15 protein-coding genes are annotated in these 14,748 nt (G+C 66.7%); 1 reads left to right on the top strand and 14 read right to left on the bottom strand.

The window, feature by feature from the left end:
* Positions 1-124 precede the first annotated feature (124 nt).
* From AB0H61_RS26630 to AB0H61_RS26655, 6 genes are all read right to left on the bottom strand, one after another.
* Positions 125-619, bottom strand: a complete 495-nt coding sequence (locus tag AB0H61_RS26630) for a hypothetical protein (RefSeq protein WP_357309592.1) — start codon at positions 617-619, stop codon at positions 125-127.
* 232 nt (positions 620-851) lie between these two features.
* A complete protein-coding gene (locus AB0H61_RS26635; protein ID WP_357309595.1) occupies positions 852-980 on the bottom strand; it encodes a hypothetical protein in 129 nt (42 codons plus the stop codon).
* Between the two features lie 152 nt (positions 981-1,132).
* Positions 1,133-2,068 (bottom strand): bifunctional DNA primase/polymerase, encoded by a 936-nt coding sequence (locus AB0H61_RS26640; protein ID WP_357309598.1) that lies wholly within the window; start codon positions 2,066-2,068, stop codon positions 1,133-1,135.
* 122 nt (positions 2,069-2,190) lie between these two features.
* Positions 2,191-3,243, bottom strand: coding sequence for a recombinase RecT (locus AB0H61_RS26645; protein ID WP_357309601.1), 1,053 nt, complete (start codon positions 3,241-3,243; stop codon positions 2,191-2,193).
* A gap of 124 nt (positions 3,244-3,367) precedes the next feature.
* Positions 3,368-4,246 (bottom strand): PD-(D/E)XK nuclease-like domain-containing protein, encoded by an 879-nt coding sequence (locus AB0H61_RS26650; protein WP_357309604.1) that lies wholly within the window; start codon positions 4,244-4,246, stop codon positions 3,368-3,370.
* A gap of 131 nt (positions 4,247-4,377) precedes the next feature.
* On the bottom strand, positions 4,378-5,556 hold the full coding sequence (locus AB0H61_RS26655) for a DUF932 domain-containing protein (protein WP_357309606.1): 1,179 nt from the start codon (positions 5,554-5,556) through the stop codon (positions 4,378-4,380).
* 480 nt (positions 5,557-6,036) lie between these two features.
* On the opposite strand from AB0H61_RS26655, the gene AB0H61_RS26660 reads away from it, so the two are divergent.
* Entirely contained in the window at positions 6,037-6,402 is a 366-nt protein-coding gene (locus AB0H61_RS26660) for a site-specific integrase (RefSeq protein WP_357309609.1), read from the top strand.
* Between the two features lie 253 nt (positions 6,403-6,655).
* Here AB0H61_RS26660 and AB0H61_RS26665 read toward each other — a convergent pair whose 3' ends face one another.
* From AB0H61_RS26665 to AB0H61_RS26700, 8 genes are all read right to left on the bottom strand, one after another.
* Positions 6,656-8,545, bottom strand: coding sequence for a hypothetical protein (locus tag AB0H61_RS26665; protein ID WP_357309612.1), 1,890 nt, complete (start codon positions 8,543-8,545; stop codon positions 6,656-6,658).
* Between the two features lie 96 nt (positions 8,546-8,641).
* On the bottom strand, positions 8,642-9,061 hold the full coding sequence (locus AB0H61_RS26670; RefSeq protein ID WP_357309744.1) for a DUF3846 domain-containing protein: 420 nt from the start codon (positions 9,059-9,061) through the stop codon (positions 8,642-8,644).
* Positions 9,062-9,393: 332 nt separating this feature from the next.
* Positions 9,394-9,651: a hypothetical protein gene (locus AB0H61_RS26675; RefSeq protein WP_357309615.1), complete on the bottom strand. Its 258-nt coding sequence runs from the start codon at positions 9,649-9,651 to the stop codon at positions 9,394-9,396.
* 180 nt (positions 9,652-9,831) lie between these two features.
* Positions 9,832-10,392 carry a hypothetical protein gene (locus AB0H61_RS26680; RefSeq protein WP_357309617.1) on the bottom strand — a complete coding sequence of 187 codons (561 nt, stop codon included), beginning with the start codon at positions 10,390-10,392 and terminating at the stop codon, positions 9,832-9,834.
* 318 nt (positions 10,393-10,710) lie between these two features.
* On the bottom strand, positions 10,711-11,655 hold the full coding sequence (locus AB0H61_RS26685; RefSeq protein WP_357309620.1) for a hypothetical protein: 945 nt from the start codon (positions 11,653-11,655) through the stop codon (positions 10,711-10,713).
* A gap of 364 nt (positions 11,656-12,019) precedes the next feature.
* Positions 12,020-12,991 carry a DNA-processing protein DprA gene (locus AB0H61_RS26690; protein ID WP_357309623.1) on the bottom strand — a complete coding sequence of 324 codons (972 nt, stop codon included), beginning with the start codon at positions 12,989-12,991 and terminating at the stop codon, positions 12,020-12,022.
* Positions 12,992-13,070: 79 nt separating this feature from the next.
* Positions 13,071-14,363, bottom strand: a complete 1,293-nt coding sequence (locus AB0H61_RS26695) for a hypothetical protein (RefSeq protein WP_357309625.1) — start codon at positions 14,361-14,363, stop codon at positions 13,071-13,073.
* 105 nt (positions 14,364-14,468) lie between these two features.
* Positions 14,469-14,741: a hypothetical protein gene (locus tag AB0H61_RS26700; RefSeq protein WP_357309627.1), complete on the bottom strand. Its 273-nt coding sequence runs from the start codon at positions 14,739-14,741 to the stop codon at positions 14,469-14,471.
* Positions 14,742-14,748 lie beyond the last annotated feature (7 nt).

The raw sequence follows: 14,748 nt of genomic DNA on the forward strand, positions 1-14,748 counted from the left end.
CGCTTGTTGAGAACGACCAGGTCAGCCGGTCGTCAACGATCATCAGCGCGGCTGCTACCTCCAGAGCGGTCAGTTCTGTCTCGTCGTCGATGAGAGGCGAAACTGACCGAAGAGCATGAATTCTTCATGATGGCCTGATCTCGTCGATGGATCCGGTGGCACGCAGATGCTCAACGACGCGCTGAGCGTGGCCTGCGCCGTTGTCACGGTTGTAGTGCCGGACGTTGAGGGCGCCAGCCCGTTCACGGAAGTCGAGCTTAAGGACGCGTCCATGCAGGTAGCCGAAGGCGCCTTGACCATGCAGCAGTTCACGTGCGGCCTCGACGGTGAGCTGGAGCGATCCTCGAGGGTCGCTGATTCCTCGTCCCTGCAGCCGGGCGCTGTTGTAGAGGGCTGCGAGCACGTGGGATGGCTCAAGTCCTGTGATGTCGAGGACATCGGGATCTGGGGTCGGGTCGTGGCGTTCGGGGCCGGCGTGGGGCGCGTCGGCGTGCTCGGGTCGCTCGATTCCGGCCGAACGCAATGCATCGGTGAAACCGGCACGTTCAAGGAAGTGCCGGGTCATCGCTGAGGCAGAAGGTACCTGTGCATTCGTGCCTTCTGCTGGCTCGGACGTCATGTCTACTGATTGTTCCTGTCGGCGAGAAACTGTTCGGCCCTTCGCATCCTGCCCGACGCCACTACCGCACCGCCGGGCCCGACGCTGTGAAACGGAGATACGAGACAATCAGTGGCAGACTGATACTATTCCGATCCGGAAAGAGCTGAATGGCTCGGCAGCGGTGGCGTAAGGCCTGCTGGTCGGTGCCGAGGCTCGCCGGGTCGTGTTCTCGCTTGTAGAGGCGTGCCGGTCAGGCGTCGCGGGCGATGTCCGCGAGCAGGGCGGGGACCGCGGAGTCGAAGCCTGCGATGTCGAGCATTCCGGCGTCGGACGGGTCCGCGATGCTGAACGTCGTCGCGGTATGAGCCGTGTGAGTCACGGTGACGCGAGGATGGTGGCCGGGCTCGGTTGCGCCTTCGGTGATTGGTGTGTTCTCCCGAGGTGGTGATTGTGCGGCGACGCTCGTGCCGCAGGCCTGGGGCCGGTCATCGGCCGCGCGATCGCAGGGCATTCGACGACTGTCGACTCGGTTCAGGTGTGGTGCAGAGTGATCCGGCGTGCGTGGGTGCTGCCGTGGTGCAGGCCGTCGGTGATGGTGCGGATTGCTTCGTCGTCGGTGAAGCCTTCGATGCCGAGGTGGGTGAGGGCGGCGTTGTAGAGCACGGTGTAGGCGGTGTTGTAGTCGAGGATCGCGGGCAGGGGGCGGTTGTGTTCGTCGACGACCTCGGCGCCGACGATGCGGCCCAGGGAGTTGGCTGCCTTCAACAGCGCGGTGTGGCGTTGTCCACGCGCCGCGGCGCGGACACGCGCGGCTTGCTCGTGGAGGGCCTTTTGTACGTAGCGGGAGATGGAGCTGACGTCGATGTGTGTGGGCCGCCGGGGTGGTGGCGGTGCCGGGGTGAGTCGGGTGATCAGCCATGACGGCAGTGGTTGGGGTGGGCGGGGGTCGATGACGGTGTAGGCGCCGTGGGGCAGGATCGATCCGGCGGCGACGATGTAGCCGCCGTGGCCGCGTGTGTCGATGCGCCAGCCCAAAGTGCCTGCGGTGTTGGGCAGTTGCGGGATGTGGGGTGCGCGGAAGTACAGGTGTCGCCCGTCGGAAGGGGTGGCTACGGTGTAGGTCTGGCCCGGGTAGGGATGCCCCGCCTCGGCAGCGATCGCGGCGAGGACTTCGTGGCCGTGAGACAGCCCGGTCCAGGGGGCGGGTGCCTGCTCGCCGTGAGCGGGGTCCAAGTCGATGACGAGCAGCCCGCTGGGTTCGCAGGCGAGACCGACGTTGTAGGGGCGCTGTCGCCAGATGTGGCGGATCCGGTCGGGGTCGACGGTGGCGTGGCTGCGCCAATCCTTTTTGTAGGCAGGTGTTTTCGCGCGCGGGTGCAGCGGGAACACGTGATGGCCGTGTTCGGCGGCGGTCAGGGCGGCCTGCATCAGAGCGGAGCTGGGGCGGCCGCGGCGAGCGGCGACCATCTCGCCAGGGTAGCGCGCGCCCGGATGTGTCTGGCCGCGCGCGGAAACGGGTCCGGAGCTCGCACGGGTCATGGCGGAAGACCTCGATAGGGGGAGTGGGAGTAGGGGAGGTAGGCCAATGGTCAGGCGGTGTTTTCGCTGTCCGGGGGCGCGGTGGGCAAGGCGGTCAGCAGGCGTTGCTGCTCGTCTGGGGTGAGTTCGTCGAGGGCAGCGACCCCGCGTTCCAATTGCTGGTTGACCCAGTCGAGTACGCCGGCATCGTCTCGACCGAGGGCGGATCCGGCGGTGGCGAGGAACCCTGATGCGGGGTCGTGAGCAGTGGTCGTGGCGCGGCTGCGACGGGTTCTGGATCGTGGTGTCGTCGCGGGTGGCGCGGTCGTCGAGGTGGTGTCGGTGGTCGGTGCGGGCTCGGCGGCGGTGTCGGGACTCGGGGTGTCGGTGGTGTCTCGGGCCCGGGAGGGTGTCCGGGGGGTGCCGAGCAGGTCGGTGGCCGACAGCGGCGCTGGGGGAATATCGGTGCCGGTGATGGGTTCATCGGCGTCGGTGGTGCTGTCGATCAGGTGCAGCCATCCCAGGTCGTCGGGGAAAAGCCGCCGCCAGGCGTCGGCTTCGGCGCATTTGGCCAGCATGTGGCACGGCATCTTCTCCCAGCCGAGGGTGGGAGCGCCGTTGACGGTGGTCTTGACGAATTCGTCGTAGTGCACGATGGCGACGACGGGTTCGCGCCGGCCGTCGGTGTGTGTGGCCGTCAACGTGTATCGGGCTGCTGTGGGTGGGCTGCTGTAGGGCCAGGCGTCGACCCATGTTCTGGTGCGTTCGTCGAAGTACAGCGGTGCGGTCTTCTCCAGCTGTATTCCGCGGTCGCGGGCGGTGCGATGGCCCAGGATCCGGAATCCGTGGATGGAGGTTTCCACCGACCACCGTTGCTCGATCTCGGTGACGCCGGAGGGTTTACGGACGGGCTCGCGGCGGTGCAGCAGCCGGATCTGTCCGAGGAACGGGTCCAGATTCGTGCGCACTGCGGTGTAGAACAGCAGATTCAGAGCGTCGTCGGGCGGATTGTCGTGCCAGCGCGCGGCCAGCGCGAGCGCGCCGATCTGAGGCTGGGTGAATCCGGTCTGCCCGGGGATGAGGGCCAGCGGTGAGCGGGAAGCGAGGGCGCTGGGTGCGGACATGGATCGCGAGTGTCCTTTCGTGCGATACCAGGGGCAGGATCGCGCGGGTATCGGGATTTCAGGCGTGGACGAGTGCCGCGCGGCCGATGACGCCCGGCGGTGCCGGCGAGTCCGGTGAGGTGTGTCAGTGGCGGTAGCGCAGGTTCGCGCGGCGCGGCAGGTGGATGCGGTGGATGCCGGGGCCGTGGTCGGGCCAGGTGTCGCTGGCCAGGCAGCGGGCGTAGAGGTCGATCGCGCGCCGGTTCTCCCCGCCCGCGGCGAGAACGTCGTCGGGGTCGAGTTCGCAGACGCTGACGACGTGGGGTGGGTGTTTGCTGACCGCGGCGAACAGGAATCGGCGTACCGCGAGCCGGAATGTGGTGATCGCTGTGCTGTACCAGTTCTGTTGCAGGTGATAGCCGTAGCGCAGCACCGACCAGGCGAAGTCCTCGGGATCGGCGCTGTCGGTGGTCTTCAGATCCACCACGATCACGCCACCGTCGTCGGCCGGGTGCAGCCAGTCCGGTCGTGCGCGCAGCATCAACCCGGTGGCGGGGTCGGGCCAGTAGAACGAGACCTCCGGCCACCCCGTGGTCAGCAACGGCACCAGCGCTGGGTGGTCACGGACGGCGGCGGCCATGGCCACGGCTTTGTCATAGGTGCGGGGCAGCAACGGGATGTGTCCAGCCGCGCGGTGGGCCCGGCGTAGTTCCTGGGCCCGGTTGGTTTTCCAGTCCCGGAACTCGAGACGCACAACCGGTGGACCGAACCCGAAGGTTTCGGTGTGCACCGCACGTCCGAACTCGAAGGTGTCGGTGTCGGGAGAACCGAAGAGTTGCTCGTGCCGGGCTTGACGGGGGGTGATGCCGGACCACCACAAGCGGCGGGCCTGAGAACTGGACAGCGAGAACAAGCTGTGGTGGTAGACGCGGTCGGGTACCAGAAGGTGGATTCCGGCTGTGGGTTCGGCGGTATCCAGAAGGGGTGGGATGACGATCTCCCGGGGGGACAGGGGCCGGTCCACCGGCCGATCGAGTCTGCGATTCTGCGATACGACCGGGATGGCAGGCGGTGTCGCACCGCGAAACGTTGCCGTCGACCGGACGGTCACGATCCGATCGACGGCAACGGGCCCGGCCGCGAGAGGCTTTCGGTTCAGGCGTTGGCGGCGGCCAGGTGCAAGGCGTTCAGGCCCAGGCTGTTGAACTCGTTGCCGCGGTCGATGCGGCCGTCGTCGGCGAGGACCTGGGCGTAGCTGGTGACCGCATGCATGATCCCGCCGGCCGAGCGGTCACCGGCGGCCAGGAAGTGCTCCCAGATGCCTTTGCGTTCGGCGTCGCTGAACCGCAACTGTTTGGAGACCACGGTCAGGGTCTTCTCCGGCTCGGTGAGTTTGATTTGGGCGGCGCCGCTGATCTCGTCGATGCGCTGACGAACGAATTCGGGGGTGAGGAATGCCTGGACAGCGTCGCGGACCTTGAGCGAGAACGCGCGGTCGTCGGCGGCGTAGGTATCGGCCTTCCAACGGATCTCGCCCTGGGGCAGGCGGGTGCCCTTGTGGATCGCCGCGACGGCCTGTTTGGTGAATGTCATGCCGTTGCCGCAGATCTTGATGGTGATCTGCGGGGCGACCATCGTTCTGCCGTGGCCGGTCTCGCTGTTGCGGAATTCCACTCCGGCGAACACGATCGGGCAGTCGGCTCCGGAGGCGCCATTGAACGGCGAGCGGTAGTTGCCGAGCAGTTCGGGCGCGGCCACTGCGATCTGGGGGGCGCTGACCCGCATGTAGAGGTGGTCATCGCTGATGTCCGCGGCCACGACGCGGGAGTTGTCGATCCCGGCCTCGTGCAACCCTTGCAGGAACACCGTGGCCATGTCGAGGTTGTCACGGAACCCGTAACTGTCCGACAGCACCGCGCGCGCGATACCGCGGGAGAGTTTGTCGCGGCGATCGCTGCCCCACAGCAGCCGCAGCAACACCTTGCGGTCGGTCTCGTAGCGCGCCCAGTCGTTGATCGCGTTGCAGAACGCCCGCTGATTCTTGTCCCGGCAGTGACGCAGGTAGGTGATCGGGATACCGAAATCGGTGGCCAGGTCCGCGACAGCGGCGTCGGTGAGCGTGTAGAGGCCGTTGAGGTCGTAGACGCCGTCGTCGTTCAGGTGCGGGTCCACGCCGTCGACGAGCAGGTAGCCGCGGTCGATGCGCAGTGCGGCGGCGGGCACGACCACGTCGAGTTTGCGGGCGTCCTGGGCGGTGAGCAGTTCCAGAAGCATGGCGGTGTCGGCTTTGCGCAGACTGCGTGCGGGCAGGGGCGGCGGGGCGGCGGAGTTCAAGACGGTTACCTTTCATCGAGTCGATGATGTTGAGAGGCAATGGGATTGGTGCAGTCGGGCGAGCAGCCTTGTGCGCCAGGTCAAGGCGTAGGTGAGACAGTTGTTGCAGTGGCGATGAGTGCAGTGGGCCAGCGGAGGCGCGTAGCGGGCGGCCAGCGACAATGACATCGAGTCCGCCGAGGTCAACTGATCCCCGAAACGCAGCAGGCCGCCGGTACCGCCATTCACTGCCCAACACATCTGTCGGCGATCTGGAAACGAATGACGTTCCGGTCGTCTACAGGAAGGATGCGGGGTACGCGAGGCCGAGAGGTGGGCTCCGGATGGGTGGTATCTCAACTTCTACGATTTCCGGCGGCAGTTCGCGCCGGTTGAGGATCTAGTTCCTGGCGTGGGTGATGTTCGCGAGCTTGCTGAGCGCAACGGGGCCAGGATGGGACTCCGATCTTTCTGGATCCGTCCGGCCGCGCCGATCCGCTGGTGAATGCGTTCTGGCGGGATCCCGAGATTCGGGGCCTGGCGGTGAACACGCGTCGTCGTTATGCGCGTTCGTTGCGCGTCTGGCTGAACTTCCTTACCGCGGTCGGTGTTTGGTGGGATAGGGCGAGTCGCAGCGACCTGGCGGCGTTCAAGGAGTGGCGGTTGTCGACCGAGGACAACCCGAAGCACGTGGCGCCGAACTCGTTCTGTCTGGATCAGACCGCGATTCGCCGGTTCTATGGGTGGGCGGCGATGCAGCACGGGATCGAGAACCCGGTGCGGGTGCGTGTGATCGGGGAGACCTTCTTCGGGTCGAGAGGGTGGCGTTGGAGAGCACGCCGACCGGAATCCGGCGGGCGGGTGTGAAGTGGTTGGCGCCGGAAGGTTCCGGTTGTGATGCAACCTGGGCCTGCGAGGGTTCACCGCGGCCGGGCCGCCGGCCGACAGTTGGGTCGGCCGGACCGAGGACCGTGACGGTCGGAGACGAACAACGGCGCCTGCGTGCGCCACAGCCACCCGGGCCGGTGGGTTCCCAGATGGAATCGCGGGAGCCGCCGCTGGAGTGCGGACCCGGCGCCGGGCACAGCGCCCACCAAGGGCTCCGTGCCCGGTGCCTCGTTCATGCCGCGATCTCGTCCGGCACCGTCTCGTCGGGATCGACGCCGTCGTCATCGCCAATGGATTCGTCGGATTCGTCGGCGGGAACGCCGTCGTCCGCCGGTTCGTCGTCGACGGCGTCGTCGGGTTCTTCCGGGTTCTGCTCGTCCGAGGCGTCGTCGGGGTCGCTGGTGTCGGAAGCGACGGGCTGGCTGAGGATCTCGGCGGTGGTCACCTCGCCGGTCGGTACTTGTTCGATCGCGGCCAGCGGGTAGCCGCCGGAGGCCAGGAACCGCATGTAGTCGCCCATCAGCGAGCTCACGCGCCGGTAGTAGTCCGGGTGGTCGGTGGTGGGCTGCAGGAACGCTTCCATCGCCGCGACCACCCGCAGCAGTGTCCGCAGCCCGCCGTGGTTGTCGCGCGCTTTGACCCCGTTGCTGGCGGGGCTGTTGGCGACCTTGACTCCCAGGTCGTTGTACAGGGTCCGGGCGTGGTGGGCGGTGAGCAGATGCGGGTTGGCCACGACGCGTCCGATCAGCTCCAGGCTGCCGGGCGGGATGGTCTTCTGCCCACCGAACAGGTTCGTGCCCAGCCACTCGCGGCGGACCTTCGTTGCGGCGCGCGCGTATCGGTTGAGGATGGTCACTTCGGCGCGCCGGGCGGCAGCTTCCTCGGCCAGCTTCCGTTCCCGTTCGGCCGCCGCGGCGGCGCGTTCGAGCCGGGCTTCACGCGCGGCCTCGTCCTCACCCGAGATCACGGATCCGGTGTTCGTTGGCGCGGTGGGCTGATCGTCGTCGGGCTCGGCGCGGCTCAGTCCGGCCGCGTCGAGATCGGTGCAGTAGTAGACCGGCTCGAACTCGTCGACGACGGTCACCGCATCGACGTGGTACATGCCCGGGTCCGGGTCGTCGTCGGGGTAGCGTTCGGTGCGCTCGTCGATGAGGTCGACCCTGATCCGCTCGTCGGTGTCGTCGATGATGGCCTGCTGTACCAGCAGCACCGCGAGATAATCGATGGGCATGCTCTCGACGGTCGGGGTGTTGCCTTCGGCGTCGAGCAGATACTCGAGGGCGGCCGTGCCGTCGGGCAGGGGGTGCTGGAGTACACGGAACCCGGTGGCGGTGAAGGCGGCTTCGACTTCGGCGTAGGCGGCGGCGGTGCGTTCCTCGGCTTCGCGTTCGGCGCGTTCCTCGAGCATCTGCGCGAGTTTGTGGTCGAACTGGCCCACGGCGGCCGCGGCGCTCAGTTCGTCGATCGCGTCGGGGTCGTCGCCGAAGTGCTCGGCCGCGGCAGCGGCTTGCATCAGGTCCAGCTCGCTGTCGTTGAGGGCCTGTGTCGCGGCGTGGGAGCGGGTGAGCTTCTTGACCGCGCGGACCTCGGCGGCGGTTACGCCCACCAATGCCTGGCGGGTCTCGGTCTGGTTGAAACCCAGATCGAGCATCTGGGCCACGGCATCGACGCGGTCGATCTCGTTCTGGTCGTAGCGGTGCGCGCCGCTGTTGAACTGCAACACGATCCGCTCAGCCTCGATGTCGAGCTGGTCGGCGCTGGTGTCGATGGGGTAGATCGCGCACAAGGCCATGTGGTCGGTCTCGCGCAGCAGCTCCACCCGGTGCCAGCCGTCCCAGACCGCGTAGCCGCCAATGTCGGTGCCTACGACCACCAGCGGCAAGACGTTGCCGTGCTCGATGATCGAGGCTTTGACCTCGGGATCCATGGGCTTGATCGGGCGGTTGCGGGCGCGCGTGAGCCGGTCCGGGTCCAGCCAGAGCAGCTCTCCGGCGACCTGACCGTGCTCGGGACGCTCGGCGTCGGACTGCGGGTCGACGGCGTCGGTGTTCTCGGTGGCCTCGACCCTGGGCTCGGTGAGCGCGGTGTCGGGTGCTTCGGAGTCGTTGACGAGGGTGGTCATCGTTCCTTTTCCTTCCATATGGAATCATTAGGGTGTGGTGTGAGACCCGCCTCGACCGGCGGACACGGCCGATCGAGAGCGGAGTCGGGGGATTGCTCAGTTCAGGTGTGGCGGCCCGGATCGCGTTGGCAGAGCGGGTATCTCGGTGATGGCCTGGATGCGGCCGACCAGGTCGGCGATGACATGGACGGGCATGTCGATGCTGTTGCCCTCGTCGTCGTGGGAGCACGGCAACACCGGCCCGAAGTAGGGCTGGTGGGTGATCCCGTAGATCTGGGCGATGAGAGTGGCCGGTGCGTTGATCGAGTGCCGGTCCAGGCCCTCGTCATCGAGCCACATGTCCAGCTCGTCGGTCAGTGCTACGACGTCGACGGATCGGCAGTCGAGATGGTCGTACATCTGGGCCAGCGAGGAGCGCGTCTGGTCGAGATTGTTCGTGTAGAGGTCCGCGTCCGGTGGCAGGGCCAGGGAAAGGGTCCCTCGGGCAGGACGAACGGTGAGGAGGGCATCACAGATCGGGTCGTTTCAGAGATCGAGCACGCCTGCTGTGACCCTGCATATTTCGAGAGCTCGGTAATGCTCGGAAGATGAGCGCGGATACGGTGTCGCGGCGCTCGGGAGATTCGGCCCTACGGGTGCCGAAGAGCGGTGGGCGTGACTTGCAGCGCCATCGCTGCGGCCGCCGGGCGGCTGACTCTCAGGTCAGGCCCTGTTCAGGACCGAGGGTGAAGACGGCTCGATACGTAGCGTGGTTGCGCTCGGCGCTGTGGCGGAGGCAGGTCATGCACTGCGGTTGCGAGGGTGCGATGGATCGAGATTCCGTCGAAGCTGTTGCTTCTCAGAGTATTTCAGAGCTGTGCGACGGCTTCGCGTACCGCTTCGACCGGGCTGACCTCGTCGTCGTGGAGGTCGCGCCAGGCGATGTCAGGCAGGTCGAAGATGGACACGTCGTGATTGAGTCGGCAGTGCGCCTCGCAGGTGAGCAACCAGCATGCGAAGTCCTGGTCGCCACCGGCGTAGTCACGAACCTGGAAGGCTTTCGGGCTTTCGAGCAGGCGTCGCAGCCTCTCGACGGTCGCGTCGGTTTGAGATTCGAGCCAGGACATGGGAAAGCGAACTCCTGAGTAGAGGGATCGTGGCGAAGGTGACGAGTCACCGTGACCGTGCCGCGGTGCGTGCCTGCCGGAGGATGAACAGCGGGTTGTCCGGCGAGCAGGGATCGACGGGACTGGTCGACAGTGATCGGCGGTAGCGGGCGCGCTGGCGGTGCGGGTGCGCCCCGGAATTCAGTGGTCGTCGTTTTCGGTCTGGAAATGGACGAGCGCTTGAGCGATGGCGGAGTGGAGGCTGATTCCGGCTCGGTTGCCGAAGTGGCCCAGGTCGGCGATGAGGTCACCGACGAGGTGGATGAGCTCGAGCTGGTCTTCCTCGTCGGGGGAGGTGGCGATGCGCAGGATTGTCTGCAACGTCGACACGGACGGGGCAGCGGTGGGTCCGGTCGAGCTGGTGATCCAGGCCGCGAAGACCAATGCGGCCAGTCCGATGTCGGCGCGTGTGTGCCGGGTCGCGTCCGCTTCGCTCATTCGCGGCGCTGTGTCTTCGATCGCCGTTCGACGCTGGAGGTTGTCGCGACGGGGGCGCGGCCGTGCGGTGCGGACCAGTAGGTTGCGCAGCAGTCCCGCTGGTGTGTTCAGCAGGGCTTCGGCGGAGCTGGCCAGGTCGAGTGCGGCGGTGGCCGCGGCGGTGGCGTCCTCGGGGCTGCCGGTGGCACGGAACTGGTGGGCGTCGGTCCGTGCCTTGTCGATCGCGGCCGCCAATGTCGTTGGGGTTCGGACTGTTCGGCGCATGGCGGGGGGTACTCCTCGGTGTGGGTTGTTGCCAGTGGATGTGAGTGCGCGAGGTTGCCTCGGTACGCGTCTAATCTGCCGGGGAACGACCGCGTGGGCGTCATCGGTCGAGGTTCGAGAACCCGGGTCACGTCGTTGGAGACCGATGTCGGGATCTCAGCGACGATCTCGAAATGACCAGGCGTGTCGTGGATGCGGATCTCGCTGGCTGCGCCGGCGTCGTCGTGGACGGTGAGGACGATCGTGCCGTGCTCGGCACACAGGATGTTGATCAATGGGAGGTGGTGTCGTGTTCGGGGTGTGACTGGTGCCAGTAGGTCAGAAGCGCAATCCGAGGTCGAGGTGATCGTGGTCGGCCCCGGGGCTGACGGAATCGAGGAAGTGCAGGTACCGGCCTGCTGTGTCGGCCACCAATACCCCGGCCTCGTGCGCCAGCAGCCGCAACCCGTTGCTGAGCAGGACTTCGGTGTCGTGCGTGCCGCCCCCGCCCGGTGTGATCGACTCGATTACGACAGCGGGGCAGCCTTCGTTTCGCCAGCCGCGGTTGCGCTCGTGCACCTGCGGCAGGAAGCTGTCACGTCCGCGTCCCAATGCCTGCTCGCGGGCGGTGATCAATTGCTCGGCACTCGGGCTCACCGGCACGGCACCGGTCATCGCCGCCGACGTGGCGGTAGCGGCCGACGACGCCGCACCGCTGCCGTAGGCGATCTCCCGGCGGATCTGGGCGGCGATCTCCTCGACGGTGGGAACATGACCGTCGGCCGCGACCGGCCGCGGCACCGGTGTCCGAAGCGCGGCGCGGCGTTGGTGGGCGGTCAACGCACGGGAGAACCGCATCGCGTCGGCGAGAACGACCTCGAGGCGGACGGTGACAGCATCGAGTAGTGCCAGCACCCGCTGGGCGCGGTCCTGGTCTGCGGTGAAGTCGGTCAATTCGGCCAGGCTCCGGATCCCGGTATCGGCGACCTCGAAACCGCTGTTGATCATCATCGACAGCGTCAACTCGCCGTCGTAGATCAGCCGGCCGTCGCTGTCACAGCTGAATTGCGCCAGGACCACGACCGCGACATCGTCGAGATCGACTCGCCACAAAAGGAATTCGCCGACGGCCTCGATGAGGTGGTAGAGGATGGCCAGTCCAGCGGAATCGGTGGCGTCGTCGCTGGGCTGCCAGGCGGCCAGGCGTTCGGCGATCTCGGCCGTTTCACCGCCGTCGCGCAGCTCGGCGCTCACGCGCTCGCGATCGTAGTCGAGCAGGGGCATGGACATCTCCTCGGAATATGGACGTGGACCCTCGGGGGAGGGACCCGACTTGGTGGGAAGCGGTGTCGGCGGCACCGATCACCACGCGACGGGGCCGTGCCGGGGTACGGCTGCGAGCGGTTTGGGTGCGCGCGGCATCGGGGCGTCGAGCTGGGCAGCTGCCGCGGCGCAGGGTGGCGGTGGCTCGTCGCCTTGTCGTGGATCTTCAAGACGGCCGCTTGCGACTGTGGATCTCGCTGTTTGGCCAGTGCCAGGCGTGCTGCGTCAAGCGCGGCGTCGATCTCGATGGCTGGCACGACGAGGAACTCGTGGGTGGTGCCGGTCGGCGTCTGGGATCGGTGGGTGCTGCGCACTTTTACTAGCGTCATTTTCGTGTCGCGGTGTACACGGCGGTGCTCGGCTCGGGCTCGATCTCGGGCACAGGGATGTCAGCGGGTCGGGACAGCGGGGTTGCGGTGCGCTCGAGCAGTAGTCGGTTGGCCCCGGTGTAGGCGGGGTCGGTGTCCGGGCCGGGAAAGGCGTGCACGCGACGTTGCAGCTGGTGTGCCCAGTGCGCGGTGCGGTAGGCGCTGCCGCGGCGGCCCGCGGTGATGACCACGGTGGCGCCGCAGAGCGCGGCCAGGAGCTGGTCGCGGTAGATCCCTCTGTGCCCGGCTATCGCGGTGCCGGGCGGATAGGGACTGACCAGTAGTCCACCGGCGTCGTGTTGGCGTTCGAACAGTGCACGGTGCTGGTGAGGATGGGGGAGATCGGTGCCGACGGCCGCGACGGTCAGCGTCGCGGCGCGATGATGCAGCGTGGCCTCGATCGCGCGGGCAGCGGTGCCGAACGCGCCGGTGGTGGCGACGACCCGGCTCTGGCGCACGAGGTGCTCGACGGTCTCGTCGATGACGGTGTCGTGGTCGTGGCGTTGCAGAACGCCCACGACTGCGACGGACCGGGCGGCGATTTCGCGTAGCGAGGGCTGCCCGCGTACCCATAGTGCCAGCGGTGCCACGAAGTCGGTGTCGGCGGCGGCGGGACGCGGTGGCAGCAGATCGGTGGGCCATTCTGGGTCGTCGGGAGTGAGCAGGCGGGAATCGGCCGCGTAGTGGGCGCTCACCAGCCGTGCGATCTGTCCCGGCTTGGCGCGGGCCAGTACCCGGCGATCGATTCCGGTGGCGAGTTTCTCCGCGACGGCCGCGGCGGCGGCGGTGACGCCGTAGGTTGCGATGAGGTGCCACAACGGATTCGAGGGGCCGTCGGCGGCCAGCGACAGCAGGGCCCATGCGAGCCGTCGAGGATCGGTGTCGGGGTGAGGAGTGCGGCGGTCGGTGGTGGTGGTGGGTGGTGTCACCAGGGTGCCTCTCTGGGCAGCGGAAGTGAGAGAATGTCGGGTCGGGCGCCGGGCGCCGGTCACGCGAGGCACGATCGGGTCAGGCGGTGAGCGTGTCCTGTCGGCGGTGGAGGTGGTCGGCGGCTTTCATGTCGAGTTCACGTAGCGCGTCGGAAGTGTGCGTGACCCAATGCCTTTCGAAGCCGTCTCGCTGTTTGTCGGCTACGTGTGCGGGGGCGATGGTGAAGAATCCCTCCACCTGTGGATAGGTCTTGGAGTCGAGGGGACGCCGGGCGAGCCACAGGCGGGTGTGGCCGCGTTTGTCGGTCTCGGCTGGGAGGTGCACTTTGCGCGCGAGCCCCCGCAGGAGCCGCCCGGTTTGTTGCGGTGTACCGCGGAAGACGGTCTCGACCGAACGCCAGGCCGCGCCCGGCGCGAAGTAGATCCGCCGCACCCGGTACAGCGCCCACGGGCCGGCGAAGATCTCGCGCTCGGCCGGCTCGAGGATCGAGGCCGCTCCGGATGCGCGCAGTCTGTCGGTGAGGGTGTCATCGGGGCCGAACAGGCCCGATCGTGGATTGAAAGCGAGTGCGACGAATTCATTCACCACATGTCGAGCGGTGGTCTCGGGCTCGGCGAGCATACGTGAAAGTTGTTCGGGCCACTCGGTCTTCGAGACATACGGGCATTCGGCGCACAGCGACTTCGGCCACCAGACACCGAACAACTCGAACAGGTATTCCCGGCAGTGTTGCCGTATCCAGCCCGCGTCGTGAATCGGGTAGATCATTTCCCGGTGACCTCCCAGTTTCAGGACGGGTTCCTTGGCGATGCGCCGCCATTCGTCGTGGTTGTAGCCGATAGCGTGAAAATATGGTTGCGTGCCGAGTTCGCGGTCACGCCAGGTGTCCATCGGCCAGCCCTTGGATTTCAACGTGCATTTTCTTTTTCCGCTTTTCTGCGGCTGGATGCCGTTTTCTCGGTTCTCGTCGCCGAGTGCGTAGAATCGGTGTTCTCTGGCATCGAAATGCATGCGGTGGGGTTGGCGTGTGTCTTGCAGGACAACGATGCCGTCGTCGGTCGATGGGCCTGCGCGGGCCACCTCTACCATGCGAATATTGTGAGACCTCAGCAGGGGCAGCACGTGCTTTTCCACCAACGCGGCCAGGCTATGGAATTCGTCTCCGGTCTGTGCGGTCACGAGAATGAGATTCGACAGATCCGGCAACAGGGCCGGGTGTCGGAAAGCCGGATCGAGTATCGTCCGGACGATTCCGGCGGTGGAGTCCGCGCCCATTCCATAAGACCAAACCAACAGCCAATTCAGGTCATCGACGTGAATATCAGGACGGGCCAGGTCCTCGATATCGAAGAGTCCGGTGAGGTCGGCCATATTCCCATCCCCGATAGTGTGCATAGAAGGGGGTGCGTCCCCGAAGAAAGTGACGGCGTCGCGGTGTGCGATAAACGACTCCGGCGTGCGATGGACCGGTAGCGGTCAGGATTCGAGGACGATGTTCAGGTCGTCGCGGCCGGTGACGATCTCAGCGCTACCGCCGGCGTGTTTGATAGCGACGTCGCGATAGCACTCGCGGCACACGATGCCCGTGTCCGAATTGGTCGAGCCTTTTCCGTAGGCGTGGCAGCACGGTGTCAGCGCAACAAGGCCAGCGGTGCCGTCGTCGATTACAACGCAGCCTTCGTTATCGAGGCCGACGATCTTATCGAGCCGATCGGCGAAGCGAGCGGGAAGTCGCAGTGTCGTTTTCAACTAGTAA

Origin of the sequence: Nocardia sp. NPDC050710 (assembly GCF_040654375.1) — a bacterium.
In the GTDB taxonomy this organism is placed as follows: domain Bacteria; phylum Actinomycetota; class Actinomycetes; order Mycobacteriales; family Mycobacteriaceae; genus Nocardia.

Bases quoted from the DNA above. Each gene is read 5' to 3' on its own strand.
- AB0H61_RS26630 (WP_357309592.1), bottom strand. From the start codon at position 619: ATGACGTCCGAGCCAGCAGAAGGCACGAATGCACAGGTACCTTCTGCC.
- AB0H61_RS26640 (WP_357309598.1), bottom strand. From the start codon at position 2,068: ATGGTCGCCGCTCGCCGCGGCCGCCCCAGCTCCGCTCTGATGCAGGCC.
- AB0H61_RS26645 (WP_357309601.1), bottom strand. From the start codon at position 3,243: ATGTCCGCACCCAGCGCCCTCGCTTCCCGCTCACCGCTGGCCCTCATC.
- AB0H61_RS26665 (WP_357309612.1), bottom strand. From the start codon at position 8,545: ATGACCACCCTCGTCAACGACTCCGAAGCACCCGACACCGCGCTCACC.
- AB0H61_RS26675 (WP_357309615.1), bottom strand. From the start codon at position 9,651: ATGTCCTGGCTCGAATCTCAAACCGACGCGACCGTCGAGAGGCTGCGA.
- AB0H61_RS26680 (WP_357309617.1), bottom strand. From the start codon at position 10,392: ATGCGCCGAACAGTCCGAACCCCAACGACATTGGCGGCCGCGATCGAC.
- AB0H61_RS26685 (WP_357309620.1), bottom strand. From the start codon at position 11,655: ATGCCCCTGCTCGACTACGATCGCGAGCGCGTGAGCGCCGAGCTGCGC.
- AB0H61_RS26695 (WP_357309625.1), bottom strand. From the start codon at position 14,363: ATGGCCGACCTCACCGGACTCTTCGATATCGAGGACCTGGCCCGTCCT.